This is a genomic window from Mycobacterium sp. NTMscope_MAC_12 (assembly GCF_976985675.1).
The window spans coordinates 4,776,426-4,792,003 of record NZ_CDRJYY010000001.1 but is presented as its reverse complement, the minus strand read 5'-3'; the positions used below and the strand labels follow the sequence as shown (position 1 = coordinate 4,792,003).

General features: G+C 69.0%; 18 protein-coding genes and 1 riboswitch. Of the genes, 10 read left to right on the top strand and 8 right to left on the bottom strand.

The window, feature by feature from the left end; genetic code table 11:
* Nucleotides 1-10 precede the first annotated feature (10 nt).
* Nucleotides 11-643: an NUDIX hydrolase gene (locus AC0KS4_RS22225; protein WP_238956970.1), complete on the top strand. Its 633-nt coding sequence runs from the start codon at nucleotides 11-13 to the stop codon at nucleotides 641-643.
* Here AC0KS4_RS22225 and thiE read toward each other — a convergent pair.
* Nucleotides 615-1,286: a thiamine phosphate synthase gene (gene thiE, locus AC0KS4_RS22220; RefSeq protein ID WP_425326362.1), complete on the bottom strand. Its 672-nt coding sequence runs from the start codon at nucleotides 1,284-1,286 to the stop codon at nucleotides 615-617. The two genes, AC0KS4_RS22225 and thiE, sit on opposite strands and share 29 nt — an antisense overlap.
* Before the next feature lie 48 nt (nucleotides 1,287-1,334).
* A riboswitch (TPP riboswitch) is annotated at nucleotides 1,335-1,453 on the top strand.
* A gap of 1 nt (nucleotide 1,454) precedes the next feature.
* Between thiE and thiO the strand changes: the two genes are divergently transcribed.
* From thiO to AC0KS4_RS22200, 4 genes are read left to right on the top strand one after another with little or no spacing between them, the layout of a single operon-like run.
* Nucleotides 1,455-2,477: a glycine oxidase ThiO gene (thiO, locus tag AC0KS4_RS22215; RefSeq protein ID WP_238957402.1), complete on the top strand. Its 1,023-nt coding sequence runs from the start codon at nucleotides 1,455-1,457 to the stop codon at nucleotides 2,475-2,477.
* 50 nt (nucleotides 2,478-2,527) lie between these two features.
* Nucleotides 2,528-2,737 (top strand): sulfur carrier protein ThiS, encoded by a 210-nt coding sequence (gene thiS / locus AC0KS4_RS22210; RefSeq protein ID WP_225328228.1) that lies wholly within the window; start codon nucleotides 2,528-2,530, stop codon nucleotides 2,735-2,737.
* Nucleotides 2,730-3,521, top strand: a complete 792-nt coding sequence (thiG, locus tag AC0KS4_RS22205) for a thiazole synthase (protein ID WP_238956968.1) — start codon at nucleotides 2,730-2,732, stop codon at nucleotides 3,519-3,521. Before thiS ends, thiG begins: the two co-directional genes overlap by 8 nt.
* 10 nt (nucleotides 3,522-3,531) lie before the next feature.
* Nucleotides 3,532-4,299: an SGNH/GDSL hydrolase family protein gene (locus AC0KS4_RS22200; protein ID WP_238956967.1), complete on the top strand. Its 768-nt coding sequence runs from the start codon at nucleotides 3,532-3,534 to the stop codon at nucleotides 4,297-4,299.
* Between the two features lie 3 nt (nucleotides 4,300-4,302).
* Here AC0KS4_RS22200 and AC0KS4_RS22195 read toward each other — a convergent pair whose 3' ends face one another.
* Together AC0KS4_RS22195 and AC0KS4_RS22190 are read right to left on the bottom strand one after the other, a co-directional pair.
* On the bottom strand, nucleotides 4,303-4,824 hold the full coding sequence (locus AC0KS4_RS22195; protein ID WP_225328225.1) for a serine/threonine protein kinase: 522 nt from the start codon (nucleotides 4,822-4,824) through the stop codon (nucleotides 4,303-4,305).
* A gap of 60 nt (nucleotides 4,825-4,884) precedes the next feature.
* Nucleotides 4,885-5,415, bottom strand: a complete 531-nt coding sequence (locus tag AC0KS4_RS22190; RefSeq protein WP_225328224.1) for a serine/threonine protein kinase — start codon at nucleotides 5,413-5,415, stop codon at nucleotides 4,885-4,887.
* Between the two features lie 337 nt (nucleotides 5,416-5,752).
* On the opposite strand from AC0KS4_RS22190, the gene AC0KS4_RS22185 reads away from it, so the two are divergent.
* The 4 genes from AC0KS4_RS22185 to AC0KS4_RS22170 are packed head-to-tail and all read left to right on the top strand — an operon-like array spanning nucleotide 5,753 to nucleotide 9,530.
* Nucleotides 5,753-6,082 (top strand): CD225/dispanin family protein, encoded by a 330-nt coding sequence (locus tag AC0KS4_RS22185; RefSeq protein WP_225328223.1) that lies wholly within the window; start codon nucleotides 5,753-5,755, stop codon nucleotides 6,080-6,082.
* A 15-nt stretch (nucleotides 6,083-6,097) separates the two neighbouring features.
* Nucleotides 6,098-6,523, top strand: coding sequence for a DUF2752 domain-containing protein (locus AC0KS4_RS22180; RefSeq protein ID WP_238956966.1), 426 nt, complete (start codon nucleotides 6,098-6,100; stop codon nucleotides 6,521-6,523).
* A 53-nt stretch (nucleotides 6,524-6,576) separates the two neighbouring features.
* Entirely contained in the window at nucleotides 6,577-8,061 is a 1,485-nt protein-coding gene (locus tag AC0KS4_RS22175; protein ID WP_238956965.1) for a M28 family metallopeptidase, read from the top strand.
* Nucleotides 8,058-9,530 (top strand): M28 family peptidase, encoded by a 1,473-nt coding sequence (locus AC0KS4_RS22170; RefSeq protein ID WP_238956964.1) that lies wholly within the window; start codon nucleotides 8,058-8,060, stop codon nucleotides 9,528-9,530. Before AC0KS4_RS22175 ends, AC0KS4_RS22170 begins: the two co-directional genes overlap by 4 nt.
* Before the next feature lie 105 nt (nucleotides 9,531-9,635).
* Here the strand turns inward: AC0KS4_RS22170 and AC0KS4_RS22165 are convergent, their stop codons facing one another.
* Nucleotides 9,636-10,928, bottom strand: a complete 1,293-nt coding sequence (locus AC0KS4_RS22165; RefSeq protein WP_238956963.1) for an HNH endonuclease signature motif containing protein — start codon at nucleotides 10,926-10,928, stop codon at nucleotides 9,636-9,638.
* 216 nt (nucleotides 10,929-11,144) lie between these two features.
* Between AC0KS4_RS22165 and AC0KS4_RS22160 the strand changes: the two genes are divergently transcribed.
* Nucleotides 11,145-12,593 (top strand): neutral zinc metallopeptidase, encoded by a 1,449-nt coding sequence (locus AC0KS4_RS22160; RefSeq protein ID WP_238956962.1) that lies wholly within the window; start codon nucleotides 11,145-11,147, stop codon nucleotides 12,591-12,593.
* Nucleotides 12,594-12,609: 16 nt separating this feature from the next.
* On the opposite strand, the gene AC0KS4_RS22155 is transcribed toward AC0KS4_RS22160, so the two are convergent.
* The 4 genes from AC0KS4_RS22155 to thiD are packed head-to-tail and all read right to left on the bottom strand — an operon-like array spanning nucleotide 12,610 to nucleotide 15,447.
* A complete protein-coding gene (locus AC0KS4_RS22155; RefSeq protein WP_238956961.1) occupies nucleotides 12,610-13,485 on the bottom strand; it encodes an LLM class F420-dependent oxidoreductase in 876 nt (291 codons plus the stop codon).
* Nucleotides 13,486-13,503: 18 nt separating this feature from the next.
* A complete protein-coding gene (locus AC0KS4_RS22150; protein WP_238956960.1) occupies nucleotides 13,504-13,938 on the bottom strand; it encodes a MarR family winged helix-turn-helix transcriptional regulator in 435 nt (144 codons plus the stop codon).
* A gap of 46 nt (nucleotides 13,939-13,984) precedes the next feature.
* Complete coding sequence (locus AC0KS4_RS22145; protein ID WP_238956959.1) at nucleotides 13,985-14,620, bottom strand: alpha/beta hydrolase family protein; 636 nt, start codon at nucleotides 14,618-14,620, stop codon at nucleotides 13,985-13,987.
* A complete protein-coding gene (gene thiD / locus AC0KS4_RS22140; RefSeq protein WP_238956958.1) occupies nucleotides 14,620-15,447 on the bottom strand; it encodes a bifunctional hydroxymethylpyrimidine kinase/phosphomethylpyrimidine kinase in 828 nt (275 codons plus the stop codon). The genes AC0KS4_RS22145 and thiD overlap by 1 nt, the downstream gene beginning before the upstream one ends.
* Nucleotides 15,448-15,578: the final 131 nt, after the last annotated feature.

Here is a 15,578-nt window from a genome sequence, read left to right as displayed (position 1 = left end):
TCCTTGATCCGTGCAGGGCGACGGCGACGGCTGGGTGATCTCGGAGCGCGGCGCCCATTATTGGGGCCGGTACGGCGCCGCCGGTCTGCTGCTGCGCGCCCCGCGGCCCGACGGCATGCCCGCGGTGCTGCTGCAACACCGCGCGGTGTGGAGCCATCAGGGCGGGACGTGGGGGTTGCCGGGCGGGGCCCGGGACAGCCACGAAACGCCCGAGCAGACGGCGGTCCGCGAAGCGAACGAGGAGGCCGGGCTGCTCGCCGAGCGGCTCAACGTGCGCGCGACGCTGGTCACCGCCGAGGTCGCCGGGATCGGCGGCACCCGATGGAGCTACACCACCGTCGTCGCCGACGCCGACGAGTTGCTGCACACCGTGCCCAACCGGGAGAGCGCGGAGATGCGCTGGGTCGCCGAGGACGAGGTGGCCGACCTGCCGCTGCACCCGGGCTTCGCGGCCAGCTGGCAACGGCTGCGCACCGCGCCGGCGCTGTTGCCGCTGGGCCACGGCGACGAACGCCGGCAGTATCTGCCCCGCACGATCGAGGTCGAGGACGGCGTCTTCGTGTGGTGCATGCCCGGTGACGCCGACCAAGCGCCGTCGCAGCTGAGCCGCCGGATCAGCTCGCTGCTGCCAGCGCCGAACTGAGCCGCCGCGCCGCCGCCCGCGGGTCGGGGGCCGCGGTGATCGCGCGCACCACCACGACGCGGCGGGCCCCGGAGTCGATCACCTCGGGCAGCCGCTGCGCGTCGATGCCGCCGATCGCGAACCACGGCTTGCCGGTCCCGAGCTCGGCGGCGGCGCGGACCAGTCCCAGGCCCGGGGCCTCGCGGTCCGGCTTGGTGGGCGTCGGCCAGCAGGGGCCGACGCAGAAGTAGTCCGCTTCGCTGGTTGCCGCCGCGGTCGCCTGCGCGACGCTGTGGCTGGACAGCCCGAGCAGCACGTCCGGCCCGACGATGTCGCGGGCGACGTCCAGCGGCAGGTCGCCCTGTCCGAGGTGCAGCACGTCGGCGCCGGCCGCGCGGGCGATGTCGGCGCGGTCGTTGACCGCGAACAGGGCGCCGTGCCTACGGGCGGCGTCGGCCAGGATCTGGCACGCGGCCAGCTCCTCGCGCGCCTCGAGCGGCCCGAACCGCTGCTCGCCGACGGATCCCTTGTCGCGCAGCTGGATGATGTCCACCCCGCCGGCCAGCGCGGCGTCGGCGAACTCGGCCAGATCGCCGCGCTCGCGGCGCGCGTCGGTGCACAGGTACAGCCGCGCGGTGGCCAGAGCGGAGGGTCGGCTATCCACGGGACGCTGCACACCGAGACGCTAGCGCGCTAGCGTGGAGCGCGAAGAACCACCAGACACGGGAGTCCCGGGAGCGGGGCTGAGAGTGGGCACAGCCGCGAGGACCTGCCCTTACCGTCACACCTGATCCGGATCATGCCGGCGAAGGGAGGCTCGACAATGACCGGGATGCCCTCCGGGCCACCGCTGGGGTCGCTGGCCGTCATCGGCGGCGGCGTCATCGGGCTGGCGGTGGCGCGCCGCGCCGCGCAGGCCGGCTGGTCGGTGCGGGTGCACCGCAGCGGGGAGCGGGGCGCATCCTGGGTTGCCGGCGGCATGCTGGCGCCGCACAGCGAAGGCTGGCCCGGTGAAGAGCGGTTGTTGCGGCTGGGCCTGGAATCCCTGCGGCTGTGGCGCGAGGGCGGTTTCCTCGACGGCCTGCCGGCGGGGGTGGTCACCGCTCGCGAGTCGCTGGTGGTGGCCGTCGACCGCGCCGACGCCGCCGACCTGCGCACGGTCGCGGACTGGTTGTCCGCGCAGGGGCATCCCGTGGTCTGGGAGTCGGCCGCCCGCGACGTGGAACCCCTACTGGCGCAGGGCATCCGGCACGGCTTTCGGGCGCCCACCGAGCTGGCCGTCGACAACCGGGCGGTGCTCGACGCGCTGGAGACGGAGTGCGAGCGTCTCGGGGTGCGGTGGGCGCCGCCGGTGCACGACCTGTCGGCGGTCGAGGCCGACGCGGTGGTGATCGCCAACGGCATCGACGCACCGGCGTTGTGGCCCGGGCTGCCGGTGCGCCCGGTCAAGGGCGAGGTGTTGCGGCTGCGGTGGAGGAAGGGCTGTATGCCGTTGCCGCGGCGGGTCATTCGCGCCCGCGTGCACGGGCGGCAGGTCTACCTGGTGCCGCGCGCGGACGGGGTCGTGGTCGGCGCCACCCAATACGAACACGGGCGCGACACCGCCCCGGTCGTCTCGGGGGTGCGTGACCTCCTCGACGACGCCTGCGCGGTGCTGCCGGCCCTGGGCGAATACGAGCTGGCCGAGTGCGGCGCCGGGCTGCGCCCGATGACACCCGACAATCTGCCGCTGGTGCATCGCCTGGACGCGCGCACGCTGGTCGCGGCGGGCCACGGCCGGTCGGGGTTCCTGCTGGCACCCTGGACGGCAGAACAGATCGTTTCCGAACTGGCCCCGGTAGCAGCGGCGCAATGATGGTCCGCGTTGCGACGATGCAGAGCGAAGCGATGAGGAGGAGCGGCGCAATGATCGTACTGGTCAACGAGAAAGAGGTCGACGTCGACCCGCACACCACGGTGTCCGCGCTGCTCGACTCCCTGGGCTTCGGCGAGCGCGGCATCGCCGTGGCGATGGACGACGCCGTGCTGCCGCGATCGCGCTGGGCGACAGAGCTTTCGGAGCTTCCCGGCGCTCCCGTGCGGCTCGAGGTGGTGACGGCGGTGCAAGGTGGCTGACTCGAAACTGACGATCGCGGACCGCAGCTTCGCCTCGCGGCTCATCATGGGGACCGGGGGAGCGAGCAACCTGGCGGTGCTGGAAGAGGCGCTGGTCGCGTCGGGTACGGAACTGACCACCGTCGCGATCCGCCGGGTGGACGCCGAGGGTGGCACCGGATTGCTCGATCTGCTCAACCGGCTGGGCATCACGCCGCTGCCCAACACCGCGGGGTGCCGCGGCGCCGCCGAGGCGGTGCTCAGCGCGCAGCTGGCGCGCGAGGCGTTGAACACCAACTGGATCAAGCTCGAAGTGATCGCCGACGAGCGCACTCTGCTGCCCGATGCGATCGAATTGGTGCGGGCCGCAGAGCAATTGGTCGACGACGAGTTCGTCGTCCTGCCCTACACCAACGATGACCCGGTGCTGGCGCGCCGGCTCGAGGACGCCGGATGCGCGGCGGTCATGCCGCTGGGCTCGCCGATCGGGACCGGGCTGGGCATCACCAATCCGCACAACATCGAGATGATCGTCGCCGGGGCCCATGTTCCGGTGGTGCTCGACGCCGGCATCGGCACCGCCAGCGACGCCGCGCTGGCCATGGAATTGGGTTGCGACGCCGTGCTGTTGGCTTCCGCGGTGACCCGCGCCGCCGATCCCGCCGCGATGGCCGCCGCGATGTCGGCCGCCGTCACCGCCGGCTATCTGGCCCGGCGGGCCGGGCGGATCCCGAAGCGGTTCTGGGCGCAGGCATCGAGCCCTGGCACGGCGACGATGCGGGCCGCTGAGGAGCCGCGCAATTGAGCCTGAGCCGATGAAACGCTATGTCGCGCTGGGCAGTTCGATGGCCGCCGGTCCGGGCATCCGGCCGCGCGCCGCGCGAGCCCCGCGGTGGTCGGGCCGCTCCGCGCGCAACTATGCGCACCTGATCGCCGGGCGATACGACTACGACCTGGTCGACGTGACCTTCTCCGGTGCGACCACCGCGAACGTCCTCGCCGAGCGTCAACGCGGCGCGCCGCCGCAAATCGACGCGCTGGACGGCTCGGAGAGTCTGGTCACCGTCACCATCGGCGGCAACGACGTCGGCTACGTACCGCTGTTGATGGCGGCCTCGCTGCCGCGCCCGCTGCGTCGCGTGCCGCTGCTGGGCGACCGCATCCGCGAACTGCTCGACACCGACGCGCGAAATCAGGCCCTTGACGCGGTGTTCGAATCGCTGTGTGCTGTCGGCCGCGCGGTGCGTCAGCGATCCGCCGGCGCGCGGATCTTTTTCGTCGACTACCTGACGATGCTGCCGCCCGCGGGCGCGCCGGCTCCACCGTTGTCGCCCGCCGACGCCGACCTGGGCCGGCACGTCGCCGACACGCTGGAAAGGATGACGGCCGACGCCGCCGCGGCGACCGGCTGCGGAATCATCCACGCCGCCGCGGCCAGCCGCGAGCACCACGCCTGGTCGGCAGAGCCCTGGACGACGCTGCCGGCGCGTTACGGTGTTCCGCTACCGGGTCGCCCCGCACCGTTGCACCCGAACCCCGCCGGGATGTGCGCGGTAGCGGATTTGATTGCGGCTCAACTGTAAACGTCAGCCGTTCGTGCGCCACCACTGGTAGAGCGCGTTGACGTCGGCGTTGGCCGCGGTCAGGTGACCCAGCACGTTCTTGGCGTCGGTGGTCCAGGTCAACGTCGCGTAGTTCTTGTAAGTGCCGCAGGCGATCTGGCCGCCGGTCTGGCCGTTCTGCTTCCACGTTCCCGGTGACTGCCCGGCGTCCCCGCACGCGGCCAGGGACACGTCCTTGATGGTGGAACTGAAGGCCGAGCCCAGGTTCGTGCTGTTGGAGAACAGCGCGTAGACACCGGAACCGGGACCGCCCGCGTCGGGGCTCTGCCCGCACAGGAGTTCGGCGAGTTCACCGGTTTCGGTGAGCTCTTGCGGCTTGCAGTTGTTCAGGCCGTAGCCCTTCGACAGCGAAGCGGCCAGCGTGTTCATGTCCGTCGCGCTACCGGTATTGGGTTCGGCGACCGCGGTGGCGCTGCCCGCGAGAACCAAACCGCCTGTGAAAGCTGCGGCCGACATAGCTCGCAGCGCGGTGATCAGATGTGACATGTTGACTCCCTGCGGTTGTTGGTGGTTAGTGCAGAAACCCCTTGCCCCCCAAGAAGATTGTCAACCGTTGGCGCGCCACCACTGGTAGAGCGCGTTGACGTCGGTGTTGGACGCGCGCAGGTAGCTCAGCGTGTTTTTGGCGTCCGTCGTCCAGATGATCTCGGCGGCGTTTTGGTACGTGCCGCACGCCGCCTGCCCGGCGCTGGCGCCCGAACCGTCCTTGTGCCAGCTGGACGGCGACTGGTTGGCGTCCCCGCACGGCCTCAGGACGTCCTCCTTGATGGTCGCCCGAAACGCGGTGGCCAGGTTGTCGGCGCTGGTGAACAGGACGTACTTGGCCTGTGCCGGTCCTTTCGGGTCGGGGCTCTGTCCGCACGCCAATACGGCCAACTGCCTGCCGCGGTCGATGTTCTGGGCGGTGCAGTTGTTCAGGCCGTAGCCCTTCGACAGCGTGGCCGCCAGTGTGTTGATGTCGGACGGGTTGCCGGTGCCGGCCGGGTCCGCGGCCGCCGCGACGCTGCCCGCTAACGCGAACAAGCCCGTGAACGCCGTCGCCATCGCCGCCTTCAGCGCGTTGCTGAAATCAGACATGAATGGCTCCTTAACGGCCGTTGCTAACACGGATAGTAGGGCTATGTCGTGGTAATGCAACACGTTCCGGCGGCAATTGTCTGTCTGGGCATCGTTTCCGGTTATCGGCCGCAAAGGCCCAGGGCAACGGTGGCGGCGCGCATTTCGCCGCGGCGGATATCGAATGACGTTGAGGCCGGGCGTTAATCGGGCCTTCGCGCCGATATGGCGGAGCCGTCGATGCGGCGCCACAACCGTAGCCCGGATCAGATTTTTTCATTGCTAGTGCCGACGCGGGGATGAGCGGGTATGGTTAGCACCGCTTTACGCCAGCTAACTTCCCTTGACTGGAGAATCCATGACACAACCGCCGCCCCCGCCGCCTCCCGGGTACCCGCCGCAGCAGCCGGCCGCCCAAGCGCCGAATAACTATCTGGTGTGGTCGATTTTGGTGACGCTGTTCTGCTGTCTTCCGTTCGGGATCGTGGCGATCGTCAAATCCAGCCAGGTCAACGGGTTGTGGGCGCAGGGTCGCTACGCCGAGGCGCAGGCATCGGCCGAGAGCGCCAAGAAATGGGCGATCTGGTCGGCGGCCATCGGTGTCGTCGTCGGCATCATCTACGTCATCTTGATGTCGGTCGGCGCGCTGAACACGGACACCAACGCGGCGCTTGCCGCGATGTACTAAAGCGAGGGTCTCGAGATGGTGACCCGCCGGGGGGCGGCGCACGCGGGCCTGGGTGCACCACTGGTGGTGGCCGCATCCACGACGTTGATGTGCGCCGCCATCTGGGCGGGTGACCCGACCACCCCGAACAGCCCGCTGCCGGTATGCCCCACCAAGGCGTTGTTGGGGATCGACTGTCCCGGATGCGGCAGCCTGCGCATGCTGTATTCCCTCATGCACGGCAACGTGTTGGCGGCCGCCAGGTACAACGCACTGGGCCTGGCGGCGGTCGTGCTGTTGGTGTGGGCGTACCTGGCCTGGACCTACGGGCACGTGGTGGGGCGGCGGGTCCGCAGTTGGCAACACCGCCGCTGGGCCGCCCTCGTCACACTGTCATTGGTCCTGGCATGGTTCGTGGTGCGCAACATCCCCTTTGCGCCCTTCACAGCGCTGTATGTCTGATCCCGACGTGTCCTGATCCCGCCCGCTTGGCCCGCGGTCTAACCTGGGGCGCGATGGTGAAAAAACTCACGACGTTGCCGGCGGCGCTCGCCGTGATCGCCCTGACCGCATTCTCAACCGGTTGCTCGCAGCGGTCCGGCTCGGAGCAGACGATGGGCGCGGACGAGTTCGCGTCCGCGTTGCGCGGCAAGGTGACGACCGATGCGATGATGGCCCACCTGTCCAAGCTGCAAGACATTGCCAATGCCAGCAACGGCACCCGGGCAGTGGGGACCCCAGGTTACGACGCCAGCGTCGACTACGTGGTGAAAACCCTGCGCGACAAGGGATTTGACGTGCAAACGCCCGAGTTTTCGGCGCGGGTGTTCCACGCCGAGAAGCCGGAGATGACCGTCGCCGGCAAGCCGGTGGAGGCGCGCGCGCTGGACTTCAGCCTGGGGACCCCGCCGGGCGGGGTGAGCGGGCCGCTGGTCGCCGCGCCGGCGAACACCTTGGGGTGCGCGGCCTCCGACTACGGCGATCTCCCGGTGCGGGGCGCGGTGGTGCTCGTCGATCGCGGCACCTGCCCGTTCGCGCAGAAGGAGGACGTCGCGGCGCAGCGAGGGGCCGTGGCGATGATCATCGCCGACAATGTCGACGAGGAGCAGATGGGCGGCACGCTCGGCCCGACCACCGAGGTGAAGATCCCGGTGCTCAGCGTGACGAAGTCCACCGGGGCGCAATTGCGCGGCCAGCCGGGGCCCACCACCATCAAGCTCGATGCCAGCGCGCAAAGTTTCAAGGCCCGCAATGTGATCGCGCAGACCAAAACCGGTTCGGACGCCAACGTGGTGATGGCGGGGGCGCACCTGGATAGCGTCCCGGAGGGTCCGGGGATCAACGACAACGGATCGGGAGTGGCCGCGGTGCTGGAAACCGCTGTGCAGCTGGGCAGTTCGCCCGCCGTGCACAACAGGCTGCGATTCGGCTTCTGGGGTGCGGAAGAACTCGGGCTCATCGGGTCGCGGAACTACGTCGAGTCGCTGGACTTGGCCGCGCTCAAAAACATTGCGCTGTACCTCAACTTCGACATGCTGGCGTCGCCGAACCCCGGCTATTTCACCTACGACGGGGACCAATCGCTGCCCATGGACGCCCGCGGCCGCCCGGTGGTCCCCGAAGGTTCGGCCGGCATCGAGCGCACGCTGGCCGCCTACCTGAAGTCGGCCGGCAAGACCGCACAGGACACCTCCTTTGACGGCCGGTCCGACTACGACGGATTCACCCTGGCGGGCATCCCCGCCGGCGGCCTGTTCTCGGGCGCCGAGGGGAAGATGTCCGCGGACCAGGCGAAGCTGTGGGGCGGGACCGCCGACCAACCGTTCGACCCCAACTACCACCAAAAGGGCGACACTCTCGATCACATCGACCGCACCGCGCTGGGAATCAACGGCAGCGGGGTGGCCTACGCGGTCGGGCTCTACGCTCAAGACCTCAGCGGACACAACGGTGTCCCCGCCATGGAGGACCGCACCCGGCACGTCCTCACCAAGTCATGAGTTCCCGCCTGTGCGCAACGCTGTTGCTGATCACGGCGCTGGTGGCCGGGTGCTCGCCGGCGCGGCCCGGCTCGCCCACCGCGACACCCGATCTCGGGCACGGCCTGGCCAAGAAGATCACCGTCGACGGCATGGTCACCCACCTGCGCGCCCTGCAGGACATCGCCAACGCCCACGGCGGCAACCGTGCCGACGGCACGCCGGGCTTCGACGCCAGCGTGGATTACGTGGCCAAGGCGTTGCGCGACAAGGGTTTTGACGTACAGACGCCGCAATTCGATCGGCTGTACACCGTGTCTATGGGTAAGCCGTCACTGATCGTCGCGGGCCGCACCTATCCCGTCGACCAGGCCTCGCTGCTGGTCCAGACACCGCCCGGCGGCCTGACGGGGCAACCGATCCGGCCGTCCCAGCCGTCGGGTTGCGCGGCCCACGACTACCCGGCCGCGGTGCCCAAGGGCGCGATCGCCGTCGTCGACGACACCCGCTGCTCGGTGGTCGACAAACAGAACAGCGCGCTGGCCAAGGGGGCGAGCGCGCTGATCGTGCTGAGCGCCCCCAACGGGCGCGGAGCTCCGCCCACGTTGTTCAGCCCCGGTTACTTCAAGCAACTGACCGTTCCGGTCGCCGTCGTCAACCCCAACGGTGCCGCCGCACTGACCGGTGCGACCGCGCCGATCCGCTTGGTGCTGGATGCCGTCAACACCAAGATTACATCCCGAAATGTCGTGGCACAGACCAAGTCCGGGTCGCCCCACGAGGTCGTCGTGGTGGGTGCGCAGCTCGACGGTTCGCGCGCCGGACCCGGCATCAACGACGACGGCTCCGGGGTGGCCGCGGTGCTGGAGGCGGCGCGCCAGCTGGGCCCGCTGGCCCCGGTGAACAACGCGGTGCGGTTCGTGTTCTGGGGCGCCGAATCCGAGGGGCTCAACGGGGTCATGGATTACGTGTTCGGCATGGGCCGTGATCAGCTCAACGACATCGCGCTCTATCTGAATTTCACCGCGCTGGGGTCGCCCAACGCCGGCTTCTTCACCGACGACGGCGACCAATCCGGCCCGCCCGGGCCCGGCGTCTTCGCCGCGGATGTCCCCGAAGGCTCAGCGGGCATCGAGCGCACTCTGGCCGGCTATCTGAACCTGGCCGGCAAGCGCCCCGCGGACATGCCGCTGAATTCCCGGGCCGACTATCACCCCTTCATGGTTGCGGGCGTGCCGATCGGGGGCCTGACGACCGGTTCCTCGCAGCTGAAAACCACCGTGCAGGCACGGTTGTGGGGCGGCCAGGCGGGCCTGCCGTTCGATCCGAACTTCCAGAGCCCGCGCGACACCGTCGACAACATCAACCGGGAAGCCTTGGGGATCATGGGTTCTGGCGTCGGGTTCGCGGTCGGCAGCTACGCCGAGTCCATCGGCGGGGTCAACGGCGTGCCCTCACACGACAAGAGGCATCGCACCCGGATGCCGTAGTGGCGGTTTCCCGTCGGCACAACCCAGACCCCGAGAGTGTGCTGGCATGCATCGAATTCCTCTATGCTGCAAAGTGTTTGATCGGCGGCAGTACCACGAACCGAGCTAGTTGTTTGTCGGTGGTGGTTGGGGTTGGAAGGGGTCATACCACCACCAGTCGGCGCGCTCGCCGGTCGGTCCCGGATACGGTGGCACTGCGGGTGGGGGCCCGGTGGGTGGGCGCGCCAGTGATCCCGGGCTCAGGATTCGGCCGGTGTCGTCGGTCACGGTGAGGGCGTCGGCGGGTCCGGTGATGGTGATAACACCCCGATGATGCAACCGGTGATGGTACGGGCAGACCAGCACCAGGTTGGCCAACTCGGTGGGGCCTCCGTCTTCCCAGTGCCAGATGTGATGGGCGTGCAGGCCCCGGGTGGCCCCACAGCCAGGCACCGCGCACGTGCGGTCGCGGTATTCCAGCGCGCGGCGAAGCCGCCGGTTGATCACCCGCGTCGCCCGCCCGGCACCGATAACCCGCCCCTCACGTTCAAACCAGACTTCACAGGTGGCATCACAGGTCAGGTAGCGGCGTTCGGCGTCGGACAGCAGCGGACCCAAATGCAGGGCCGCCGCGCGCCGCTCGACGTCGAGGTGGGCCACCACGGTGGTGTGCTGCCCGTGGGGCCGGCGGGTGGCCTCGGCGTCCCAGCCCGCCTCCACCAGCCGCATTAACGCCTCGACGGTGCTCGGCAACGGCGGCCGCTGATCCGAACCGCCCCCGCCCTCGCCGTGGTCGTGTTTCCACTCGGCGATCAGCGCCTCACGATGCGAGGCCAACGCGGCATCGAACTTCGCGGCATCCAAGTGGCCCAGCATGATCCGATAACAGGCGCCCCACTCAGTGGCGGTCGCGGTGATCGAACGCTCGCGCTCGGGGGCGGGCCGTGGTTCGGACTCGGACTCGGACTCGGACTCGGACCGAGGTTCGGGTTCGAGTCGCGGCTCCAGCTTGACCGCCGTACGCAGCTGGCCGACCGTGGCGACCGCGGCCAGCTGCGCGTAATGCTCATCAGATCCCTCGCCCGCGCGTGCGGCGATCACCCCGACCTGATCGGCCGACAACCGACCCTCCCGCAGACCCTGAACACAGCGCGGAAACTCCTGCAGCCTGCCCGCAATGGCGCTGAGCGTGTGCGCGTTTGCCGACGAGCAGCCCAGCTTCCAGGCCACCAACGCCGGCACCGACCGCGCCCCGGTCACACCACACAATTGGTCACGATCGATCTCGGCGACGATCTCCACAATGCGCCCATCAATCGCATTGCGCTGACCGCTCAACTCCGCCAACTCTCCGAACAACACCTCAAGACGGTCACTCGCAGTGACCACCCCGGCGTCAGCGCATGCGGTCGACAACATGACCTCATCATCGCAGCCACCACCGACAAGTTCGGGCGACCCGATCCCAACGCCGCCACCACCGCCAAACACGGTTAGCCGCGCAGGTAACGCATGCGGACCCCCGGGGCGAAGGCGACGGCGAGCCACCGCTTTTCTCGCGCAGCCGCGGCCGGACGGCACCTTAGAATGAGTCCCCTTGGTGCTGCCGTGTCGCCGGTCGGGATGAGGTTGGTCATGAATAGCCATGCGCTCAGGTCGGCACTGGTCTGGGCGGCGGCGGTGCTCGTGGTGGCCGGCTGCACAACGTTTGTCGACGGGCGCGGGCTGTCGATGCTCAACGACCCCTACCTGGTTGGCGGGTTGCCCGCGACCAACGGGCCCAGCGGGATTCGTTCGAACGCGCCCAGACCCACGGGCAAGGTGCTCAACACCGACAACGGACCCATCGACAGGTTGGCGCTGCTCTCGGTCAACGACATCGAGGACTATTGGCAGTCGGCGTACAGCCAATCGCTGAAGGGCAAGTTCGTTCCCGTCAGCAAGGTGGTGTCCTACGACTCCAACGACCCGAGCAGCCCGATCGTGTGCCACAACGACACGTACAAACTCGTCAACGCCTTCTACACGTCGCGCTGCCACCTGATCGCCTGGGACCGCGGCGTGTTCATGCCCGTCGCGCAAAAGTACTTCGGCGACATGTCCGTCACCGGAGTGCTCGCACACGAATTCGGGCACGCGCTGCAGCAGATGGCCAAGCTGGTGACCAGACGGGACCCGACCATCGTCCACGAACAGCAGGCCGACTGCTTCGCCGGCGTCTATCTGTTCTGGGTCGCCGACGGCAAGTCGCCGCGCTTCACGCTGAGCACCGCCGACGGGCTCGACCACGTGCTGGCGGGCATCATCACCACGCGCGACCCGGTCATGGACAGCGAGACCGACAACGACGACGCCCACGGCTCGGCCCTGGACCGGATCAGCGCCTTCCAAATGGGTTTCATCAACGGCGCCTCGGCGTGTGCGGCCATCGACCGCCGGGAAATCGAGCAGCGCCGCGGCGATCTGCCGAACGCCTTGCGGGTCGACTCCACCACCGGAACGCCGGAGACCGGCGAGGTCCCGATCAACCAGGACACCCTGTCGACCCTGATGGAACTGCTGGGAAAGATCTTCGGCCCGGCCAATCCGCCGGTGCTGACCTACCAGCCCGCGAATTGCCCGGACGCCAAACCCACCCCGCCGGCCTCCTACTGTCCGGGCACCAACACCATCGCGGTCGACCTGCCCAAGCTCGCCGTCATGGGCAGGGTCGCCGACGAGAGCGAGCAGTCCCTGCCGCAAGGCGACGACACGGCCCTGTCCCTCGTGATGTCGAGATACGCACTGGCGGTGCAGCATGAGCGCGGCCTGCCGATGCAGAGCCCGTGGACCGCGCTGCGCACCGCATGCCTGACCGGCGTGGCGCACCGCAAGATGGCCGAACCCATCGAGCTGCCCTCGCACAACCAATTGCAGCTCACCGCCGGCGATCTCGACGAAGCGGTCGCCGGGCTGCTCACCAATCACCTGGTGGCCAGCGACGCGGACGGCACCAGCGTCCCCGCCGGCTTCACCCGCATTGCCGCGTTCCGTGGTGGCGTGACCGGCAACGCGGACGCATGTTACTCTCGTTATCCGGGATAACGAAAGACCCCGCGGATCAGCCTATTTCGGCCAGCCGGGGAATCACCTCGTCACCCAGGCGTCGGACGAACCCGACCGGGTCCGGATTGCCCGGCAGCGGGCCGACATTGATCATGTCCACACCGAGCCTGGCGTAGCGTTCCACGGTCTTCAGGTACTCGTCGATGTTCTCGAACGGGTCCGTCGTCGCGAGACCGCCGGACGTCTTGCGAATGTCGGCGGGGTTCCTGCCCACCGCGTCGCAGTGCCGGTGCAACACGTCGATCTTGTGCTCGAGCTCCTCGACGTCATTCGACATGCTGTTCCAGATGTCGGCATACTGCGCGACCAGGCGAAGCGTCTTCTTCTCGCCGTCCCCGCCGATCAGGATCGGGGGACGCCGAATCGGTTGCGGCACACAGATCGTCTCGGCCAGGCGATAGTGGGCGCCTTCATACGGGCCGTCGTCGTCACTCCACATCTGCCGACAGATCTGCAACGTCTCCTCGAGCATTTCGAAGCGCGCGCTCAGCGGCGGATACGGAATGCCCAGCGCGGTGTGCTCACGCTCGTACCAGGCCGCACCCAGCCCCAGCATCGATCGGCCTTGCGACAACACGTCCAGGGTGGTGACCGTTTTGGCCAACACGCCCGGGTGGCGGTAGGTGACCCCGGTGACCAGCAGGGTCAGGTCGATGGTGGCGGTCTGGGCGGCCAAGAACCCCAGCGACGTGTAGCCCTCGAGGTACGGGTCCTGGGCGGGGCCAAGCTGTTCCATTTGGAAGAAGTGATCGGCCAGGGTGAACAACGTGGCGCCGCCCTGCTCGGCGGCCTTGGCCGCGTCGGCCAGCGTCGGGCCCAGTCGCGCCGGGTCTCCGGGTAGAAAGTCGATGAAGTGCAATCCCAATTCCATTGCGATGACGCCCCTTTCTCAGTGTTCGGTCAAGCGCTCGAGTAGCGACAGCGCGTCGACGATGACGCGCCGCTCCGCCTCGGTGTAGCGCTCCTGGATGGTCCGGGCCAGCCATTCCTCCCGGGCCCGACGGTCGCTCTCGGCGCGCTTTCTCCCCGCCGGGGTCAGCGAGACCACCTGTCGCCGACCATCATTCGGGTCCGGGGAGCGTTCGATGAGCCCCCGCTGCCCCAATCCGGCCAGGATGGTGGCCATCGACTGGGGACGCACCTGTTCCGCGCCGGCCAATGCGCTGGCCGACGACGGCCCCTCCTTCCAAAGCCGCGTGAGCACCGCCGTCTGCGACGGTGTCAAACCGTCGACCGCGACGTCCTTCAGCCGGCGCCGCAGCCGGCTGAACACCACCCGGATATCGCGTGCCGCCGCTGCCGCGGAGTCGCTGATGCCATCCACGGCACCACTCTAAATTAGACAGTCAAAACTGTCCAGTTCGGACTGTCTATTCCCGTCCGAGCAGCTGTAGCGCGGCATCGACGGCCAGGGCCGGGACGTTCAGCGTCTTGGACCGCAGATCGTGTCGGGCGCTGGCGATCTCGACGACGGCGGTCGTTCCGCCGATCAGCGCGGCCGCGGTGCGCAGCTCGTCGGGCGTGCCGAAGGGATCCGAGGTTCCGTGGGTGAACACCGTCGGCACCGTGATGTCAGGCAGATGCTCGGTGCGCAGGCGCTCCGGCTTGCCGGGCGGGTGCAGCGGGTAGGAGAACAGCGTCAGCACGTCCACCGGGGCCTCGCCGGCGGCAACCACCATGGATGTCTGCCGGCCGCCGTAGGAATGCCCGCCGGCGATCAGCGGCCCGGGGGCGAGGTCGCGGCACATCGTGATCGCCTCGACGATGCCGGCGCGATCGGTGGCGGCCGACCCGGATGGCGGGCCGGTGGGGCGCCGGCGCCGGTAGGGCAGGTTATAGCGCACCGCCAGCCAGCCCCGTTGGGCCCATTCGTCGCAAACCTGTTGCAGCAGTGGAGAATCCCGGTTACCACCGGCGCCGTGGGTCAGAACCACGACCCCTTCTGGGCGACTTGCATCGTCCGGTTCGTGCGCGATGCCCGCGATCTGATCGAGGGGGCGAGCCATCATGACAGCCTAAACAGCGGCGAGACGGGGCCGTGGCCGTGGCCCAGGGGATAGGAGGCACGCAGAGATTCCGTGACCCACCGCTTCCCGAAACCGACCGCTTCCGGCACGGTGAGGCCGTGCGCGAGTGCGCAAGCCGCCGCGCTGGCCAGTGTGTCCCCGCCGCCGTGGTCGTTGCCGGTCGCGATCCGCTCCGCGTCGAACTCGTGATAGGAGGTGCCGTCATAGAGCAGGTCACAGCTGCGGTCCGACGAGCGCAGGTGGCCGCCCTTGACCAACACCCACCGCGGGCCGAGCGCATGCAGGGCCTTGGCCGCCACCCGCTGCGACGCCGGGTCCACGACGTCGATGTCCACCAGCAGCCTTACCTCGTCGAGGTTCGGCGTCACCAGCGTGGCCAACGGAAACAATTGATTCCGAAGCGAATCCAGGGCCGCCGGCGCCATGAGCGCGTCGCCGTGCATGGAGGCCGCCACCGGGTCGACGACGAGCGGGACGGTCAGTCCGAGCCGGCGCCAGGCGGTGGCGACGGTGTCGATGATGCGTGGCGACGCGAGCATCCCGGTCTTGGCGGCCTGGATGCCGATGTCGCCGACCACCGCCTCGATCTGGCCGGCGACGACGTCATCGGGAATCTCGTGAAAGCTCTTGACTCCCACGGTGTTCTGCACGGTCACCGCGGTCACGGCGACGCAAGCATGCACACCCAACAGCGCCATGGTGCGCATATCGGCTTGGATGCCCGCGCCGCCCCCGGAGTCCGACCCGGCGATCGACAACACCCGCAGGGGTGTCGTGCCCGGCGCGGGCAGCGGCAGGAAACTCACTGTTCTGGATGGTGGCGACCCGCTGCGCCCGGCTGTGCCAGTTGGTGGCGACCCGCTGCGCCCGGCTGTGCCAGTTGGCGGCGACCCGCTGCGCCCGGCTGTGCCAGTTGGCGGCGACCCGCTGCGCCCGG